We start from the raw sequence: 14318 nt of genomic DNA, 5'->3' as shown, positions 1-14318 counted from the left end.
CACCGAGCGCGAGCGCTCCGAACGCAACACCGAGCGCGAGCGCTCCGAACGCAACACCGAGCGCGAGCGCTCCGAACGGGACATACAGGAGGGCACGATGACCCAGACCGACACCAACCGCGAACCCACCGCCGAACAGGCGGGGGCGGCCTTCGGCGCGTTGCGCGCCGAGATCGGCAAGGCGGTGGTCGGCAACGACAACGCGGTCATGTACCTGGTGCTCGCACTGCTGTGCCGCGGCCACGTACTGCTCGAAGGCGTCCCTGGCGTCGCGAAGACGCTGTTGGTCCGCGCGCTGGCGACCGCGCTCGACCTGGAGCACGCGCGCGTGCAGTTCACCCCCGACCTGATGCCGGGCGATGTCACCGGATCGCAGATCTACGATCCGCATTCGGCCGAGTTCACCTTCCGGCACGGCCCGGTGTTCACCAACCTCCTGCTCGCCGACGAGATCAACCGCACACCGCCGAAGACCCAGTCGGCGCTGCTGGAATCCATGGAGGAACGCCAGGTCACCGTCGAGGGCAAACCGCAGGCGCTGCCCGATCCGTTCGTGGTCATCGCCACCCAGAACCCGATCGAGCAGGAGGGCACCTACCCGCTGCCCGAGGCGCAACTCGACCGCTTCCTGTTCAAGGTCGACATCCAACTGCCAGGCCGCGACGACGAATTCCGCATCCTGCAACGGCACGCGTCCGGCTTCGACCCCCGCGACCTGGCCGCCGCCGGGTTGCGCCCGGTCGCGGGCCCCGCGCACATCGCCGCCGGACGCGCCGCCGTCGCGCAGGTCGCGATCAGCCCGGAAGTGCTCGCCTACACCGTCGACCTGTGCCGGGCGACCCGCAACTCGCCCGCCGTGCAGCACGGCGCGTCCACCCGTGGCGCGACCGCGCTGATGGCGGCCTCGCGCGCCTTCGCCTGGCTGAACGGACGCGGTTACGTCACCCCCGACGACGTCAAATTCGTCGCGACCGCGGTGCTGCGGCACCGCCTGCACCTCAAGCCGGAAGCCGAACTGGACGGGGTGACCACCGAGGGCGTCATGTCCTCGCTGCTGCTCGCGGTCCCGGTCCCGGTGTAGTCGTGGTCGTCACCGGTCGGCTGGTCGCCGTCGCCGCGCTAGGCGCGGTCCTGGTCGCGGTGGTGTTGCACGACTGGGTCGGGGTCGCGGTGGTGTCCGGGCTGCTGTGCGCGGCCGTCCTCATCGATCTCGGTTCGGTGGCGCGCGCCCGCGATCTCACCCTGTCGCGCACCGCGCTCACCGTGGTACGGCTCGGGCACAGCGCCGAGATCGAGCTCACCGTGGTCAACACCGGCGCCCGACACGCCCGCGGCTACCTGTGGGACGACTGGCCCGACAGCGCCCGCGGCACGCGGCACGCGCACCGACTCGACTCGGCGCCCAATACCAAAGTGCGCCTGCGCACCACGCTCACGCCGACCTACCGCGGCGACCGGGTCGCCGGACCCGTGACCGTGCGACTGCTCGGCCCGCTCGGCCTCGCGGGCCGCCAGACCCGACGCACCGTGTCCGCCCGCGTCCGCGCACTGCCCGCGTTCCGCAGCGAGCGGCTGCTGCGTTCGAAAGTGAAGCGACTCCAACACCTCGAGGGCCGCAATGTCGCGAACACCCGGGGCCAGGGCAGCGAATTCGATTCGTTCCGCGAATACGTCGCGGGCGACGACGTGCGCTCCATCGACTGGCGCGCCACCGCCCGCGCCACCGACGTCCTGGTGCGCACCTGGCGGCCCGAACGCAACCGCAACGTGCTCATGGTCCTCGACACCGGCCGCACCAGCGCGGGCCGGGTCGGCGAAGGCACCCGCCTCGACGCGAGCATCGAGGCGGCGCTGCTGCTCGGCGGAATCGCCGCCGCGGCAGGCGATTCGGTTGACCTGCTCGCCTTCGACCGCGAGGTGCGCTCGGAGGTGCGCGGTATCGCGGGCCGGCGGTTGCAGATGGGCCTGATGCACGCGATGGCGGGCATCACCCCCGCGCTCGTCGACACCGACAGCGCGGGCCTGGTGCGCGCGACCTTGCAGCGGGCCAGACGCCGCAGCCTGGTCGTGTGGTTCACCACCCTCGACGGCGCGGCGGTCGAAGAGAACCTGCTGCCGGTACTTCCGGTGCTCGCCCAACGCCACCGAGTCCTCATCGTGTCGGCCACCGACCCCGATATCGTCCGCGCCGCGAGCAGACGCACCACCCTGTCGGACCTGTACCATGCGGCGGCGGCGGAATCGGTACTCGCCGAACGCGCACTGGTCCAAGAGGCGTTGCGCCGCCGCGGTGTCGCGGTGGTCGCCGCGGGCCCGGCCCAACTGCCCGAGGCCCTCGCCGACGAATACCTGGAACTGAAACAGTCCGGCGCGATGTGACCGCCCACGCCCCACCACAAGCGCGACCGGGCTCGGCCCACACGGCCCCCCGCACCGTGACCGTCGCGACCGCGCAGGTCGTCGCGCGAGCGCGGCCGGTGTCAGCCGGTGCGGACCAGGCCCGCCGCGCGCGGAGTCAGCGAGCGGCGTTGCCGTTCGGCCACGATGGCGCCGAGCACCTGCACCGGCGGGTACCCCACCGGCGGCTTGACCTGCAGGCGCGCGCACACGAGTTGCACCAGCTCGCTGCCGATTCCGGCCTCGGCGGCCGGGGTGAGGGTGCGTACCCGGGTCAGGTACTGCCGCACGGCCAGCGCCAGATCCTCGGGGATACCGGAAAGGTCCAAGCGGCCGACCCAGCCTGCGAGCCACGGCGGGGGCACCACGAGGGCGGGCATGGGCAGCGTGGCCTGCGCGTGTACGACGACGGTGCCCGCGAGCACGTCACCGACCCTGCGGGCGTTGGGCGAGCACATCGAGGTGATCACCGCGACCGCGCCGAAGCTGCCGAACAGCCAGAAATCCACGATGGCGCCGCACAGTCCACGGGTGAGCGCGTGCCGGAAGTCGGTTGGCCCGCCGTCGGCGCGCACGACTCGCAGCCCGAGCGCGAACTTGCCGACGCTGCGGCCGCGGCTCAGGGTCTCGAACGCGACCGGATAGCCGACGAGTACGAACACGATGGTCACCAGCCAGATCGCGTCGGTCCACGCGGAGTCGAGGTCGGCGGGCACCAGCACCACCGCGAGCCCGGCGACCAGCCCGAACAGCAGCGCGATCTGGACCAGGAGGTCGATCACGAACGCGGTGGCCCGCGTCGGGATGCGGGCGATCGGCAATTCGAGGGCGACCGCTTCGCCGGTGGTGAATTCGGCCATCTCGATAGCATTCTTTCGACCGGCGGTTAGGGAGGCAACCGAAATGGATGTGGACGCTTACAGCTTGGCACATCGGCGGTCCTGGGAGCGGCTGGACCAGCTGGCCAAACGGCGCAAGCTCACCGGCGCCGAGGCCGACGAACTGATCGTGCTGTATCGACGCACCTCCCAGCAGTTGGCCCGCCTGCAGTCGCACAGTCCCGATCCGCAGCTCATCGCCGGGCTGAGCGCGATTCTCACGCGGGCGCGGGCACGGGTGCTCGGCACGAAATCCGATACATGGGCCGAGATCGGCCGGTTCTTCACCCACGGTTTCCCCGCGGCGGTGTACCGGGCGTGGCCGTGGTGGGTGGTGACGGCGCTGCTGTTCATCGCGGTGTCGACCGTGCTCGCGGTGTGGGTGCCCGGATCGGGCGACGCCCGCGAGTTGTTCGGCATCCCGTCCGACAACAGCGATCTGACGGCTCAGGGCGGCCAGTTCGAGACCTACTACACCGAACACCCCAATGACGCCTTCGCGGCGCAGGTGTGGACCAACAACGCGTGGGTGGCCGCGATCGCCTTGTTCACCGGCATCCTGATCCTGCCCGCGATCTATATGATGTTCATGAACGCCCTCAATGTCGGCATCACCGCCGGGCTGATGGCGGAGGCGGGTCGCCTCGACGCGTTCTTCGGATTCATCCTCCCGCACGGCGCGCTGGAACTGACCGCCGTCTTCGTCGCGGGCGGCGCGGGCATCAAACTGGGCTGGACGCTGGTCGACCCGGGCAGGCTGAGCAGGCTGGAGGCGGTGGCGCGGCAGGGCAGGGCCACGGCGAGCATCGCGGTGGGTCTGGTCGTGGTGTTGTTCGTCTCGGGACTGCTCGAAGGGTTCGTGACGCCGAGTTCCCTGCCCGTGGCGCTGCGCGTGGCGATCGGCCTCGCCGCCGAGGCCGCGTTCCTGGCGTATGTGTTCGTGATCGGCAGGCGCGCGGCACAGGAGCAGGACGGCGCGGCGCGGGCGCTGATCGAATCGGTGTCGGCGAGCGGCGGGGCGCATCTGGCCGGTGACAGCGCCTCGGCCGCGGGTGACACGGCGGGAGCGGTTCGCTCGGAGCAGTGGCAGACAACCTCGGGCATACGGTAGATCGACGCGATCCGGATAACCGGCAGCAACGCCAGGTTACGAAGTAGTGAAGAACTCCCCCATTTGAGTTCCGCTGACCGCAGCGAGTCGAGCTCAGCTGCGGTCAGCGTTACCGTCAACTCTACACAATCGTTATGGCGGCGCAACCCTCGTCGCCCGTGTCAAGCGTATAAAGCAGTATGCGAGCAAACCTCGGTGAGCCACTACCGTTTCACATCCACAGCTAACCTTCAGCTGTTTTCGAACCGGCGTTAGGCGCTCGATCAACCCGCTCGAACATGGGTCGCCACAACGCCGCGACCAAGGCTCGGAAGCCACCTCCGAGACCCGCCTTGTGCGAGTTGCCAACCTCCCGAAGCGTCATTCGGTATGCAATATCCAGTTGGCTCTGACCTGGCGATATATACCGATCATGGTCGATTGCCGAACGTTGGACGACCAGAAAGAAACCTCAGGTTTGTTAAGCCGGTCAATATCCAGACATCAGACTCCCCCAACCCCTTGTACACCTACCCGCATGCGGTCGAGGAGAGAGATAACCAGCGGTGAATTTTTGGCCACCGGACCCGCCTCGCGCCGCCGGTTCGGCACCATAATGGCAACTATGTAGCCCGGTGTGATCTTCGCCTCACCGGTGAATATCTCGGCTCCGATCGGCGATCCCGGAAGGTTCACGGGACCGCTCGCGGACACACGTCGACCGCGGTCGCCGCCCGATGAACTCCGGGAATCGGCGACCGCGGTCGACACGGTCGGTTCAGGCGTCTACCAGCCCGAGCCTGGCGTGCACCACGCGCAGTGGCCGCGGAGCGAACCAAGCCGCCCGCCCGAGCAGACGCATCGCGACCGGCACGAGCACACCGCGCACCAGGGTCGCGTCGATCAGGATCGCCAGCCCGGCGCCGAGCCCGAAGAACTGGATGAACCGCACGTCACTGGTGACGAAGGCCAGGAAGCTGATCGAGATCAACGCCGCCGCCGTGGTGACGAGCCGACCGGTGCGCCCGAGTCCCTCGGTCACCGCCTCCGCCGTCGCGGCGCCCTTGTCGTGCAATTCCTTGATCCGGCTGATCACGAAGACCTCGTAGTCCATCGAGAGCCCGAACGTGATGCAGAACAACAGCAGCAGCATCGAGACGTCCAGCGGCGCGGGCGTGAACCCGAGCAGCCCCGACAGATGTCCGTACTGGAAGACGAACACCATCAGCCCCAGGGTCGCGGCCAGGCTCAGCGCGTTCGACAGCAGGGCGCGCAGCGGCTGCACGATACTGCCGGTGAACAGGAACAACAGTACGAAGGTCGTGAGCACGATCCACGCGATCGCCATCGGCAGCCGAGAACCGATGGAGGCCAAGCTGTCCCGCAGTTCCGCGACCTGACCGCCGACCAGCGCGGCGGTCCCCTGCGGCGCCTGCACCGCGCGCACCCGGTCCACGAGCGCCCGCGCCTCGGCGGAATTGCGATCGAGATCGATGTGCACGGTCAGACGTTGCGCTTCCGCTCGGGCGAATCGCGCGTCCGCGGGAGTGAGCGACTGCCGCTGCCCCGCCGCGAAAGTGCCCGCGCTGGAATCCACCTGGACCACGTGCTCGACCCGCGACAGCGCGGCGGCGTACTCGCCCACCGCATCGGTCGTCGCACCGGAGGTGGTGACCACGGCCAGCGTATTCGCCCCGCCCCCACCGAATTCGGTGCGCATGGCGTCACCGACCTGCCGCACCTGCGCCGTGGTCGGCAGCACCCGGTCGTCCGGCGTGCCGAACTGAACGCCGAGCAGCGGAGTCGCGGCCAGCAGCAGCGCCGCCACCACCGGGATACCGGCCAGCGCGGGCCTGCGCATGGCGAAATCGGCCACCCCGGACCAGAATCGCGAACTCTCCCCGCGAATGCCGCCGACCCCGGGCACCTTCCACGCGTCGGCGCGCGGGCCGAGCACCGCGATCAGCGCGGGCAGCGTGAGCACGGCCGCCGCGGCCGCGACGGCGACGACGCCGATCCCCGCGTAGGCGAACGAGCGAAGGAAGTACTGCGGGAAGATCACCAGCGACGACAGCGCCGCGATCACGGTGGCCGCGCTGAACACGATGGTCCGGCCCGCCGTCGAGACCGCGGCGGCGACCGCGTCCCCGGTCTGCGCTCCCGCGGCCCGCCGCTCCCGGTACCGGCTGACCATGAGCAGGCCGTAGTCGACCGCGAGACCGAGACCGAGCGCGGTGGTGAGGTTGACCGAGTAGATCGACACGTCGGTGATCGAACCGAGGATGGACAGTTCGGTGAAGGTGCCGAGGATCGCGATACCGCCGACGACCAGGGTGAGCAGCGCCGCGACCACATTGCCGAAGGCGAGGACCAGCAGCACCATGATCAGCGGTATGGCGATGCCCTCCGCGAGTCCGAGATCCTTGCCGATCTGTTCGCCGACCGCGCCGAAGGTGGCCGAGAGCCCGCCGAGGCGCACCTCGACGACCGGGCCGTCGGAGCTGTACTCGTCGACGATCTTCGCGGCGATCTTGTTCTGTTCGGCCAGGTCGGTTTCGACATTGCCCGCGATCACGACGGCGGCCGTGCCGTCGGTGGAGCGCATGGCCGGTGACTTGGTGTCCCAGTACGACACCACATTCGTCAACCTGGCGTCGGTGGCGAGGGTGCGTGCCAGTTCGCGGCCCGCGTCGGCCGCCGGGCCCGCGTCGACGGTGCCTTCTTTGGCCCTGATCAGGAATATGTAGTCCGAGTCCGCGCCGAATTCGCGGGTCAATTGCGCGGTGGCGCGGCTGGATTCGGCGGCGGGATCGTCCTGGCCGCCGGTCTGCATCTTGCCGAAGGCGGTGACGCCGAACGCCCCGCCCGCGATGAGCGCGAGCACGCTGGCGATGAGTATCCAGCGCGCTCGATGGACAACGAATACGCCGAGTCGTTCGAACATGTCGGGCCTCCCCCGATCGAGATGTTTTCGCCTGTTAACTTTACGGGTGTTAACTTGCCACGCGATGTGTGCGGGTGTCAACATCGAATTGATGAACAGCAGCGCCAAACCGACCCGCGACGGCCCCTACCACCACGGCGACCTGCGCAACGCGCTGGTCGACGCCGCCGCGGAACTGGCCGAGACCGGCGGACCCGAGGCGGTCACCGTGCGCGCCGCGGCCCGCCGCGTCGGCGTCACCCCCACCGCGGCGTACCGGCACTTCGCCAACCACGACCAGCTGTTGCAGGCGGCGCACGAGCAGGCCCAACAGAACCTGTTCGGCGCCATCTCCCAGACCTTGGCGGCGCTGCCCCCCGACGCGCACCCCATCCGCAGGCTCGACGCGGCGGGTCGCGGCTACATCACCTTCGCCCTGCGCGAGCCTGGACTGTTCCGCACCGCCTTCTGCGTCGCCGAGACCTCCGACAACGGCTACCTCGACGCCCCCGCCTACTTGCTGCTCGGCGAGATCCTCGATCAACTGGTCGAGGTCGGATACACCGATCCCGAAGACCGACCCGGCGCCGAATTCGGGGCGTGGTCGGCGGTGCACGGCATTGCCGGATTGTTCATCGACGACGCGATGGGCACGCTCGACGAATTCCAGCGCGAGATCGTGATCCAGCGTGTGATCGAGCTGGTGCGACGCGGTCTCGGCACCGGCCCCGAAGCGCACCTCAACGACGCCGGTTCCCGCTGATACCCACAGGCTATTCCGGAACCTGTGAATAACCCTCTAGCCGAGGATGAGACTCGCTCCACCGCCACCCGGGTCGACGGTCGGGCGCGCTGAATGCCACACCCGCGCCCGACGGCACAGGTCCACAATACCGGCAACTACCTGCTATTACAGCCGATTCACATAACTTCTGCCTCGGTCGAGCCGTGCTGTGGGAACCTCCGAACGGGTGGTGTCCAGTTATCCACAGCCCTCCTGGGACACGCCGAACTCGGAAAAGTTATCCACAGAAATTCCAGAGCTATCCACAGGGTTCCCGGACGGTCACCCGATGCGGACAAAGCCGGGTCGCGGCGCCCACCGACCAGCCCGACAGCATGATTAGCCGTCCCCCGCACTCCCTCTCCGCTGGACGATGCCGATCACGTGCCATCGATCAGTTCGAGGGCGTGATCCGTGGTGTTCCCGCCCTCACCCGATGCGGACGATGCCGGTCACGGTGCCCTGCCAAACCCGCGCACGGGTATCGATCAGCGCCGACATCTGGATCGGATCGTGTGCGACCGTCCCCGGCAGCGCCGACCTCGACAGCACCTCGCCGGTATCGGGATCGAGAACCGCGAACTCGTATCCGTCCACCGGCGTCGTGACGGCGGCGCCCGTGCGCTCGACCGTGTAGAGGTATCCGTCGGCGGTGGAAACATGCGGCACCACCGCGCTGCGCACCGCGTTGTCCCAGACCACGCGACAACCGTCCGCGCCCACATCCACCCGCGTCATCCCGCCCGTGAACGGTGCGGTCGATGGCAGCGCAGGACCCGCGTCGTCGGGCGTCGCCGGATACGGGTAGCCGTAGGTGCTCGCCACGAACACCGAATGCCCGACACCGATCGGCGAGTTCTCGCTGCCCGCGCCGCCACCGGCGAGCACCGGCGCCGAACACACCGGTGCACCGCCACCGGAGCGGAACACCAACGCGCGCACTTGATCCGCGCCGTTGTCGACGATCGTCAGATAGTCGGCGCCGGTATCGGGACCGAAGTAGGTCGGCGTCGACCCCGTACCCCAACTGAGCTGTCCCGGTTTACGTCCCGGCCCGCGATCGTAGGGCGCGCGCCACAACCGCTCGGGCCGCCCCGACCCGTCCGCGCGGAACTCGTACAGCGCGTGCGTCGTAGCGATCGCCACCCGCCCGCTCGGCGCCGCGGAAATACTGTTCGCCACCCGCTCCCCCTCGGGCAAGGCCACCGTCGACACCGCGCCGTCGGGCAGCACCGTCCCGACCACCCCGCCACCGGTCGCGAACCACACCGCACCCGACCAGTCGGCCACCAACCCGGTGACATTGTCGCCCTCCGGAATCGCGCCCGACAGATCCGTACTGCTGTCCACCGCGAGCCGCCACCGACCGTGCTCGTCCCTCGTGTGCCCCACCCGGACGAGCGCACGCGCGCCGTCGACGAGCACCAGCCGGTCCGCGTGGTCGAGATAGGCGTACACCCCGCCCAGCAGGCTACCCTTCGTCAATTCCAGTGCGGCCGAGGATGTTCCGACCGGACCTTCGAAATCCGGATCGAACAGGTGCACGGTCGGCGTCCGCCCCGCGATCGACGTGCACAACCCGACCACCATGCCGTCGTACCCCTGCAACAGCGTCGGACACGCCGCTGCCAGCGGATATACCGTCACCGGCCGGGTTCCCGGCCCCGGCCCGGGCAGTGCCGTCGCATCCGAGGACCCGGCATCACCGTGCATGGTCGCGGTCCCCGCCGGACCGAGGTACGGATTCGGCGGCGCCAACGGCCCGAACGCGCCCGTCGCGCCCGCGGGCCCGACCGACGCCGAAACCACGGCGCACACCGTGAGAGTGAGCAAGAACGCACGCATTACCGGTCTCCGTTCCCAGGCCGCGTCATCAGCCTAAGCTGGTTCGACATGAGCGGAATTCGGGATCGCGTCCTGTCCACCCTCGCGGGCCAATTGGGCAGACCACACGGACTATTCGGCAAGGGCGTCGCGCATTTCCTCAATCTGGGGAACAAGGCGATGATCGAATCGTCCGTGCGAGCCGCCGACCCCGCCCACGGCGCTCGGGTCGCCGACATCGGTTTCGGCGGCGGCGTCGGCCTCACCCTGCTACTCGACGCGGTCGGCGCCGACGGCGTCGTACACGGCGTCGAGGTCGCCACCGACATGCTCACCCGAGCCCGCGCCGCGCACACCGCCCCGATCACCGCTGGTCGCCTCACGCTGACCGAGGGTTCCATGACGAGCCTCCCCCTCGAAACCGACAGCCTCGACGCCGCCATCACGGTGAACACCATCTACTTCGTCCCCGACCTGGACACCGCCGCGACGGAACTGGCCCGCGTCATCCGTCCCGGCGGCACGGCGGTGATCGGCATCGGCGACCCCGACACCATGTCCCGCATCCCCCTCACCCGGTACGGATTCACCCTGCGCCCGGTCCCCGACGTGATCGCCGCACTGGAACGCGCGGGATGCAAGGTCGAACACCGCCCCGTCGCCCACAAACCGATTCCCTACCACCTACTGATCGCCCGACCGAACTGACCGTCCGCCTCGGCCGTGTCACCGTGGGAACGTCATGTGGGTGCGCCCGTCACCTCGATACCGCGTCGGCCACGACCCGCGCGATATCGGCGGGACGAGCGCCGCGCGCGGTCTGCGACGGCACACCCGAGATCATCGCGCGATCCGACCGCCTCCCATGGCGGCCAACGGCGTCAGCCCGCGCGAAGCCACCGCCTCGGCGTACGTACGGCCATCGGCGATGTCGAGCAGCACTCTTTCCAGGCGATCGAACATCTCGTCCAGCACGGACACCCTGCGCTGCACGGGCTCGCCGTCGTCGGTCCGCGCCGGTGTGTGCCGATTGCGCGGGGTGAGCACATTCAGCCGCACCGCGGCCCGTTCCGAGCCGGTGCGCAGCAGTCCGACACTGTCGATACCCGCCACCGCGAGCAACAGGTCCTCTAGTTGCGGCGTGTCTTCGATACCCGCCGCCGCGAGCACCTCCGGCGCGAACTCGATCGTCGAGAACATGCCATGACCGCTGCCGAGCGGGCGCAGCGCGGCAGGCCCGAAACGCGCGGCGATCCGGTCGCACCGGTTGATCTCGGCGATACGGCGCAGCGCACGCCGCTGCTGCCGCTGCGCGAGCGCGCGGTTGGCTTCGAAATAGGCATCCGGCGTGTTCTCGATCACCGCCGCGGCCAAGTGCGTGGTCTCGCGCTGGAACGCGATCGTCAACCGCTCCCGCACCTCGCCGAGCCAGCGTGCGTCCCCGGTGCAGGCCGCCCCGATCTTGGTCGGGCCGGAAGCGTTGTAGCCCTTGGAATTACCGGTGACGGTGAGCACGCGGTCGAACATCGCGACCTCGCCGTGCGCGGTGGGCACCCGCATCGCGGCGATCGGCACGTGACCCGCCACCAGATGGTCGAAAGCCATGTCGCAGACGACCCGCGCGCCGCTGTCCACCAGCACTCGACCGATGTCGAGCAGTTCGCGCGTGGTGTAGTCGGCGACGACGGGATTGCCGGGCAGCGTGAGCAACACGCCCGCCAGCTCGCCCGCGTTCGATAGTCGCGCGAGCAGTTCGGCCAGTGCGACGGGGTCGATGCGGGCCGCGTCGTCGGCGGTCACGGCGGATCGTTCGATCCGCAGCCCCGACTTCGCGACATGCAGCGGGGCGTTCTTGTAGAACATCTCGGGACAGACCAGCGCGCCACCGGGACACCGGCTCGCCAGCTGCGCGACGACCTCCTCGAGCAGCAGCGTGCTCGAATACGGCGCCACCACGACCTGATCGGGCTCGACCCGCACTCCCGGCACATCGGGGGCGGGTCGTGACAGCGCCGCGAACATCCGGTGCGCCGCCGCTTCCAGGAGTCGCCGGGGCTGTCGCTTGTCGTAATCGGGGTCACCGTATCCGGGCGGGAACTCGGATTCGTTCACCTCCTTCCACGCCACCTCGCGCGCGGCGGCCGCCGCCTCGGCCATCGCGAGTCCGGTGTCGCCGTGGTAGGCGTCGACCACGCCCGCGTATCCGCGTCCCCGGGTGCCCGCGAAACCGAGATCGTCGCGCAGCCGCGCGCGCACCACGCGCTTGCGGGCCTCGGAGCGATCGACGACTTCACGCAGATCCGCGGCGGAGCGCCCGACCGCGTTCAACGATGCACACTCCGGCTCGACGGTTCGCCGGGTTCGGGCATTCGCGCCCACTCGGCTCTCAGGGCGGCGCGGAACAGGTCGCGGCAGTCGCCGTCGGTGAGGTGCTCGAACCGTTCGAGTGGCGGCTTGGTGACGATGTCGTCGACGAGAACGGCCGATCCCGAGGTGCGCAGTTCGTAGAGTTTCTCGAACCGCCGCACCGCGAATCCGACGTCGTGGCGCAGCACCGAGAACCGGGTGGCGACCCGCGCCTGCCGCGAATAGTCGTATTCGCCCACCGCGACGTAGCGATCGTCCACGACCAGCATGCCCTGCGCGTTGCGCGCGTGCTCACGTTTGACGAGCACCGTCTCCACCCCGGAACGCGCCTGCCGCCACAGTTTCTCGTCGTATGCCCAGACATCGTCGATCGAGTCGAGTACGTACATCCGGCGCACGTCGATCTTCGGCGACTCCGCACGGTCGGCGAGGCGCAGAATGGCGGCGTGATAGTCGTCGCCGACGTCGCCGCCGATGGTGCCGAGGTCGGCGGTGTGGATCGCGCGCACCGACACCTCGGCCTGTTCCATGATCGTCAGCCAGTCGCTGACCGTGTTCCACTCCCACACGGTCGCGCTGCGCGAGGGTATCTGGGCGAGGATCTCCTCCGCGCGGTCGAGTTGCCGGTCGGCGATCAGCCGCAGCGGTTCGATCTCGTCCTTGACCCCGGCGGCGTCGATGAGGCTCTGGGCGATTCCGAGCACCCGCTCGATGATTTCCGGATCTTTCCCGAGCAGCACGTTGAATCTCATCCTGAGATCGGTGTGCGCACCCGCTTCCTGACCGGCGTCCGCGTCGCGGGCGACCGGCAGTTCCTCACCCAGGGCGAGGCTGAGCCGTTCCCGCAGCGGAAGCGGCGGCACTCGCGTGCCGTTCTCGATCTGTTGGACGAGGCTGCGGGAACAACCCGCCCTCGCGGCGAGTGCGGCCTGGGTGAATCCGCGTTCCAACCGGAGTCGGCGAACGAGTTCGCCGATCGACTCACCGTCCTTGGCTATGCGAGCCATCCTGCGCCTTCCACCCGCCGCCCGGGAATCGAATGCCGATGATGTGTCACGACGCGACATTCTAGTCACACTGTGGCACTCGCAGTTTCGCGACGCATCCGAGTCCGCCCGATTTTTCCCATCGACGCCACCCACCGCGCAGCCACGGTCGGATACAAACCGCAGATCAGGTTCCCTTACAGGTCATTTTTCCGATTATTCCGCCCAAAATTGAGCCGAAAAGCGACAAACTGCGCACACTACGCCTTCACAGCGGCAATGCCACAAAGTGTGTATCAACAACTATCATCCTCGCTCATTGACAGCGAGAAGTGGCGGCACCTAGCATTTTTGGCAGAGGCTTTTCGCAGCGGCACCGCGTATTCGCGACAGACCACCGCTTCGAGTTCAAGAGCCCGCATGGAACCAGGGGGTGTCGAATACGGATACCTCATCACCATGCGGCCCCTTCCGGAGATGATCTCCCTCCACCGAGCCGCCACCGGCCCAGCCGCGAACCGCGGCCCCTCCGCCATTCCCTCCAGGAACACCCCCGAGCCGACCCTCCGGCCCCGGCGGACCTCGACAGCTTCACCCCGCACCCGCCGCACACCCCCGCGACGGATTCGACGAATAGAGCGCACCCATGGCACTCGACATCACCGCCGAACTGATCACCAGCGACATCACCCCCGAATACGCGCGCTATTTCCCGACGAACCAAGGCGGCCACTGGCTGCTCAGCTGGCTCCCCGAGATCCCCCTCACCCGCGAACAAGCCATCAACGGCATGGTCCTGGACGAAACCCTCAGCGACCCACACCTGACCGACACCGCGACCGCGATGGAACTAGCCGCCCACCGAGCCCGAACCCTCGGCACAACCCTCGCCGCCGTAGTGATCCGCCTCTCCATCCGAATCCTGGAACGAGAAGCCCCGGAACCCCCAACCCCCATCCCACCCCCGATGACCCCATCCCAACCCCCCGAACCCATACCAACCCCCTGACCACCCTCCCCCCGTGGCGCGGTTCCTCCGGAGGGGAGAGGAACCGCGCCACCCCGACAA

11 protein-coding genes are annotated in these 14318 nt (G+C 68.7%); 6 read left to right on the top strand and 5 right to left on the bottom strand.

All coding sequences use genetic code 11. The annotated features are described in order from the left end of the window. Positions 1 to 97: 97 nt before the first annotated feature. Together IT779_RS21780 and IT779_RS21775 are read left to right on the top strand one after the other, a co-directional pair. Positions 98 to 1081 (top strand): AAA family ATPase, encoded by a 984-nt coding sequence (locus IT779_RS21780; protein ID WP_196151247.1) that lies wholly within the window; start codon positions 98 to 100, stop codon positions 1079 to 1081. A 2-nt stretch (positions 1082 to 1083) separates the two neighbouring features. Further along, entirely contained in the window at positions 1084 to 2379 is a 1296-nt protein-coding gene (locus IT779_RS21775) for a DUF58 domain-containing protein (protein ID WP_196151246.1), read from the top strand. A gap of 101 nt (positions 2380 to 2480) precedes the next feature. Here IT779_RS21775 and IT779_RS21770 read toward each other — a convergent pair whose 3' ends face one another. Further along, a complete protein-coding gene (locus IT779_RS21770) occupies positions 2481 to 3257 on the bottom strand; it encodes an RDD family protein (protein ID WP_196151245.1) in 777 nt (258 codons plus the stop codon). A 43-nt stretch (positions 3258 to 3300) separates the two neighbouring features. Here IT779_RS21770 and IT779_RS21765 point away from each other — a divergent pair, with 43 nt between their 5' ends. Then, on the top strand, positions 3301 to 4386 hold the full coding sequence (locus tag IT779_RS21765) for a stage II sporulation protein M (protein WP_196151244.1): 1086 nt from the start codon (positions 3301 to 3303) through the stop codon (positions 4384 to 4386). A 757-nt stretch (positions 4387 to 5143) separates the two neighbouring features. Here the strand turns inward: IT779_RS21765 and IT779_RS21760 are convergent. Then, the gene (locus IT779_RS21760) at positions 5144 to 7309 is read right to left on the bottom strand and encodes an MMPL family transporter (RefSeq protein ID WP_196151243.1); all 2166 of its coding nucleotides are present in this window, start codon (positions 7307 to 7309) and stop codon (positions 5144 to 5146) included. Between the two features lie 91 nt (positions 7310 to 7400). On the opposite strand from IT779_RS21760, the gene IT779_RS21755 reads away from it, so the two are divergent. After that, positions 7401 to 8051 (top strand): TetR/AcrR family transcriptional regulator, encoded by a 651-nt coding sequence (locus IT779_RS21755; RefSeq protein WP_196151242.1) that lies wholly within the window; start codon positions 7401 to 7403, stop codon positions 8049 to 8051. 450 nt (positions 8052 to 8501) lie between these two features. Here the strand turns inward: IT779_RS21755 and IT779_RS21750 are convergent, their stop codons facing one another. After that, entirely contained in the window at positions 8502 to 9917 is a 1416-nt protein-coding gene (locus IT779_RS21750; RefSeq protein ID WP_196151241.1) for a hypothetical protein, read from the bottom strand. A 48-nt stretch (positions 9918 to 9965) separates the two neighbouring features. Here IT779_RS21750 and IT779_RS21745 point away from each other — a divergent pair, with 48 nt between their 5' ends. After that, on the top strand, positions 9966 to 10604 hold the full coding sequence (locus tag IT779_RS21745) for a class I SAM-dependent methyltransferase (RefSeq protein ID WP_196151240.1): 639 nt from the start codon (positions 9966 to 9968) through the stop codon (positions 10602 to 10604). 132 nt (positions 10605 to 10736) lie between these two features. Here the strand turns inward: IT779_RS21745 and IT779_RS21740 are convergent, their stop codons facing one another. After that, complete coding sequence (locus IT779_RS21740; RefSeq protein WP_196151239.1) at positions 10737 to 12224, bottom strand: aminotransferase class I/II-fold pyridoxal phosphate-dependent enzyme; 1488 nt, start codon at positions 12222 to 12224, stop codon at positions 10737 to 10739. Then, on the bottom strand, positions 12221 to 13270 hold the full coding sequence (locus tag IT779_RS21735) for a helix-turn-helix domain-containing protein (RefSeq protein WP_196151238.1): 1050 nt from the start codon (positions 13268 to 13270) through the stop codon (positions 12221 to 12223). The genes IT779_RS21740 and IT779_RS21735 overlap by 4 nt, the downstream gene beginning before the upstream one ends. Before the next feature lie 625 nt (positions 13271 to 13895). On the opposite strand from IT779_RS21735, the gene IT779_RS21730 reads away from it, so the two are divergent. Continuing rightward, complete coding sequence (locus IT779_RS21730; protein WP_196151237.1) at positions 13896 to 14258, top strand: hypothetical protein; 363 nt, start codon at positions 13896 to 13898, stop codon at positions 14256 to 14258. Positions 14259 to 14318 lie beyond the last annotated feature (60 nt).

The sequence above is a fragment of the Nocardia bovistercoris genome (assembly GCF_015674855.1).
Taxonomy (GTDB): Bacteria; Actinomycetota; Actinomycetes; order Mycobacteriales; family Mycobacteriaceae; genus Nocardia; species Nocardia bovistercoris.
Note: the sequence above shows the minus strand (reverse complement) of the source record. Positions and strands in the feature narration are given on the sequence as shown.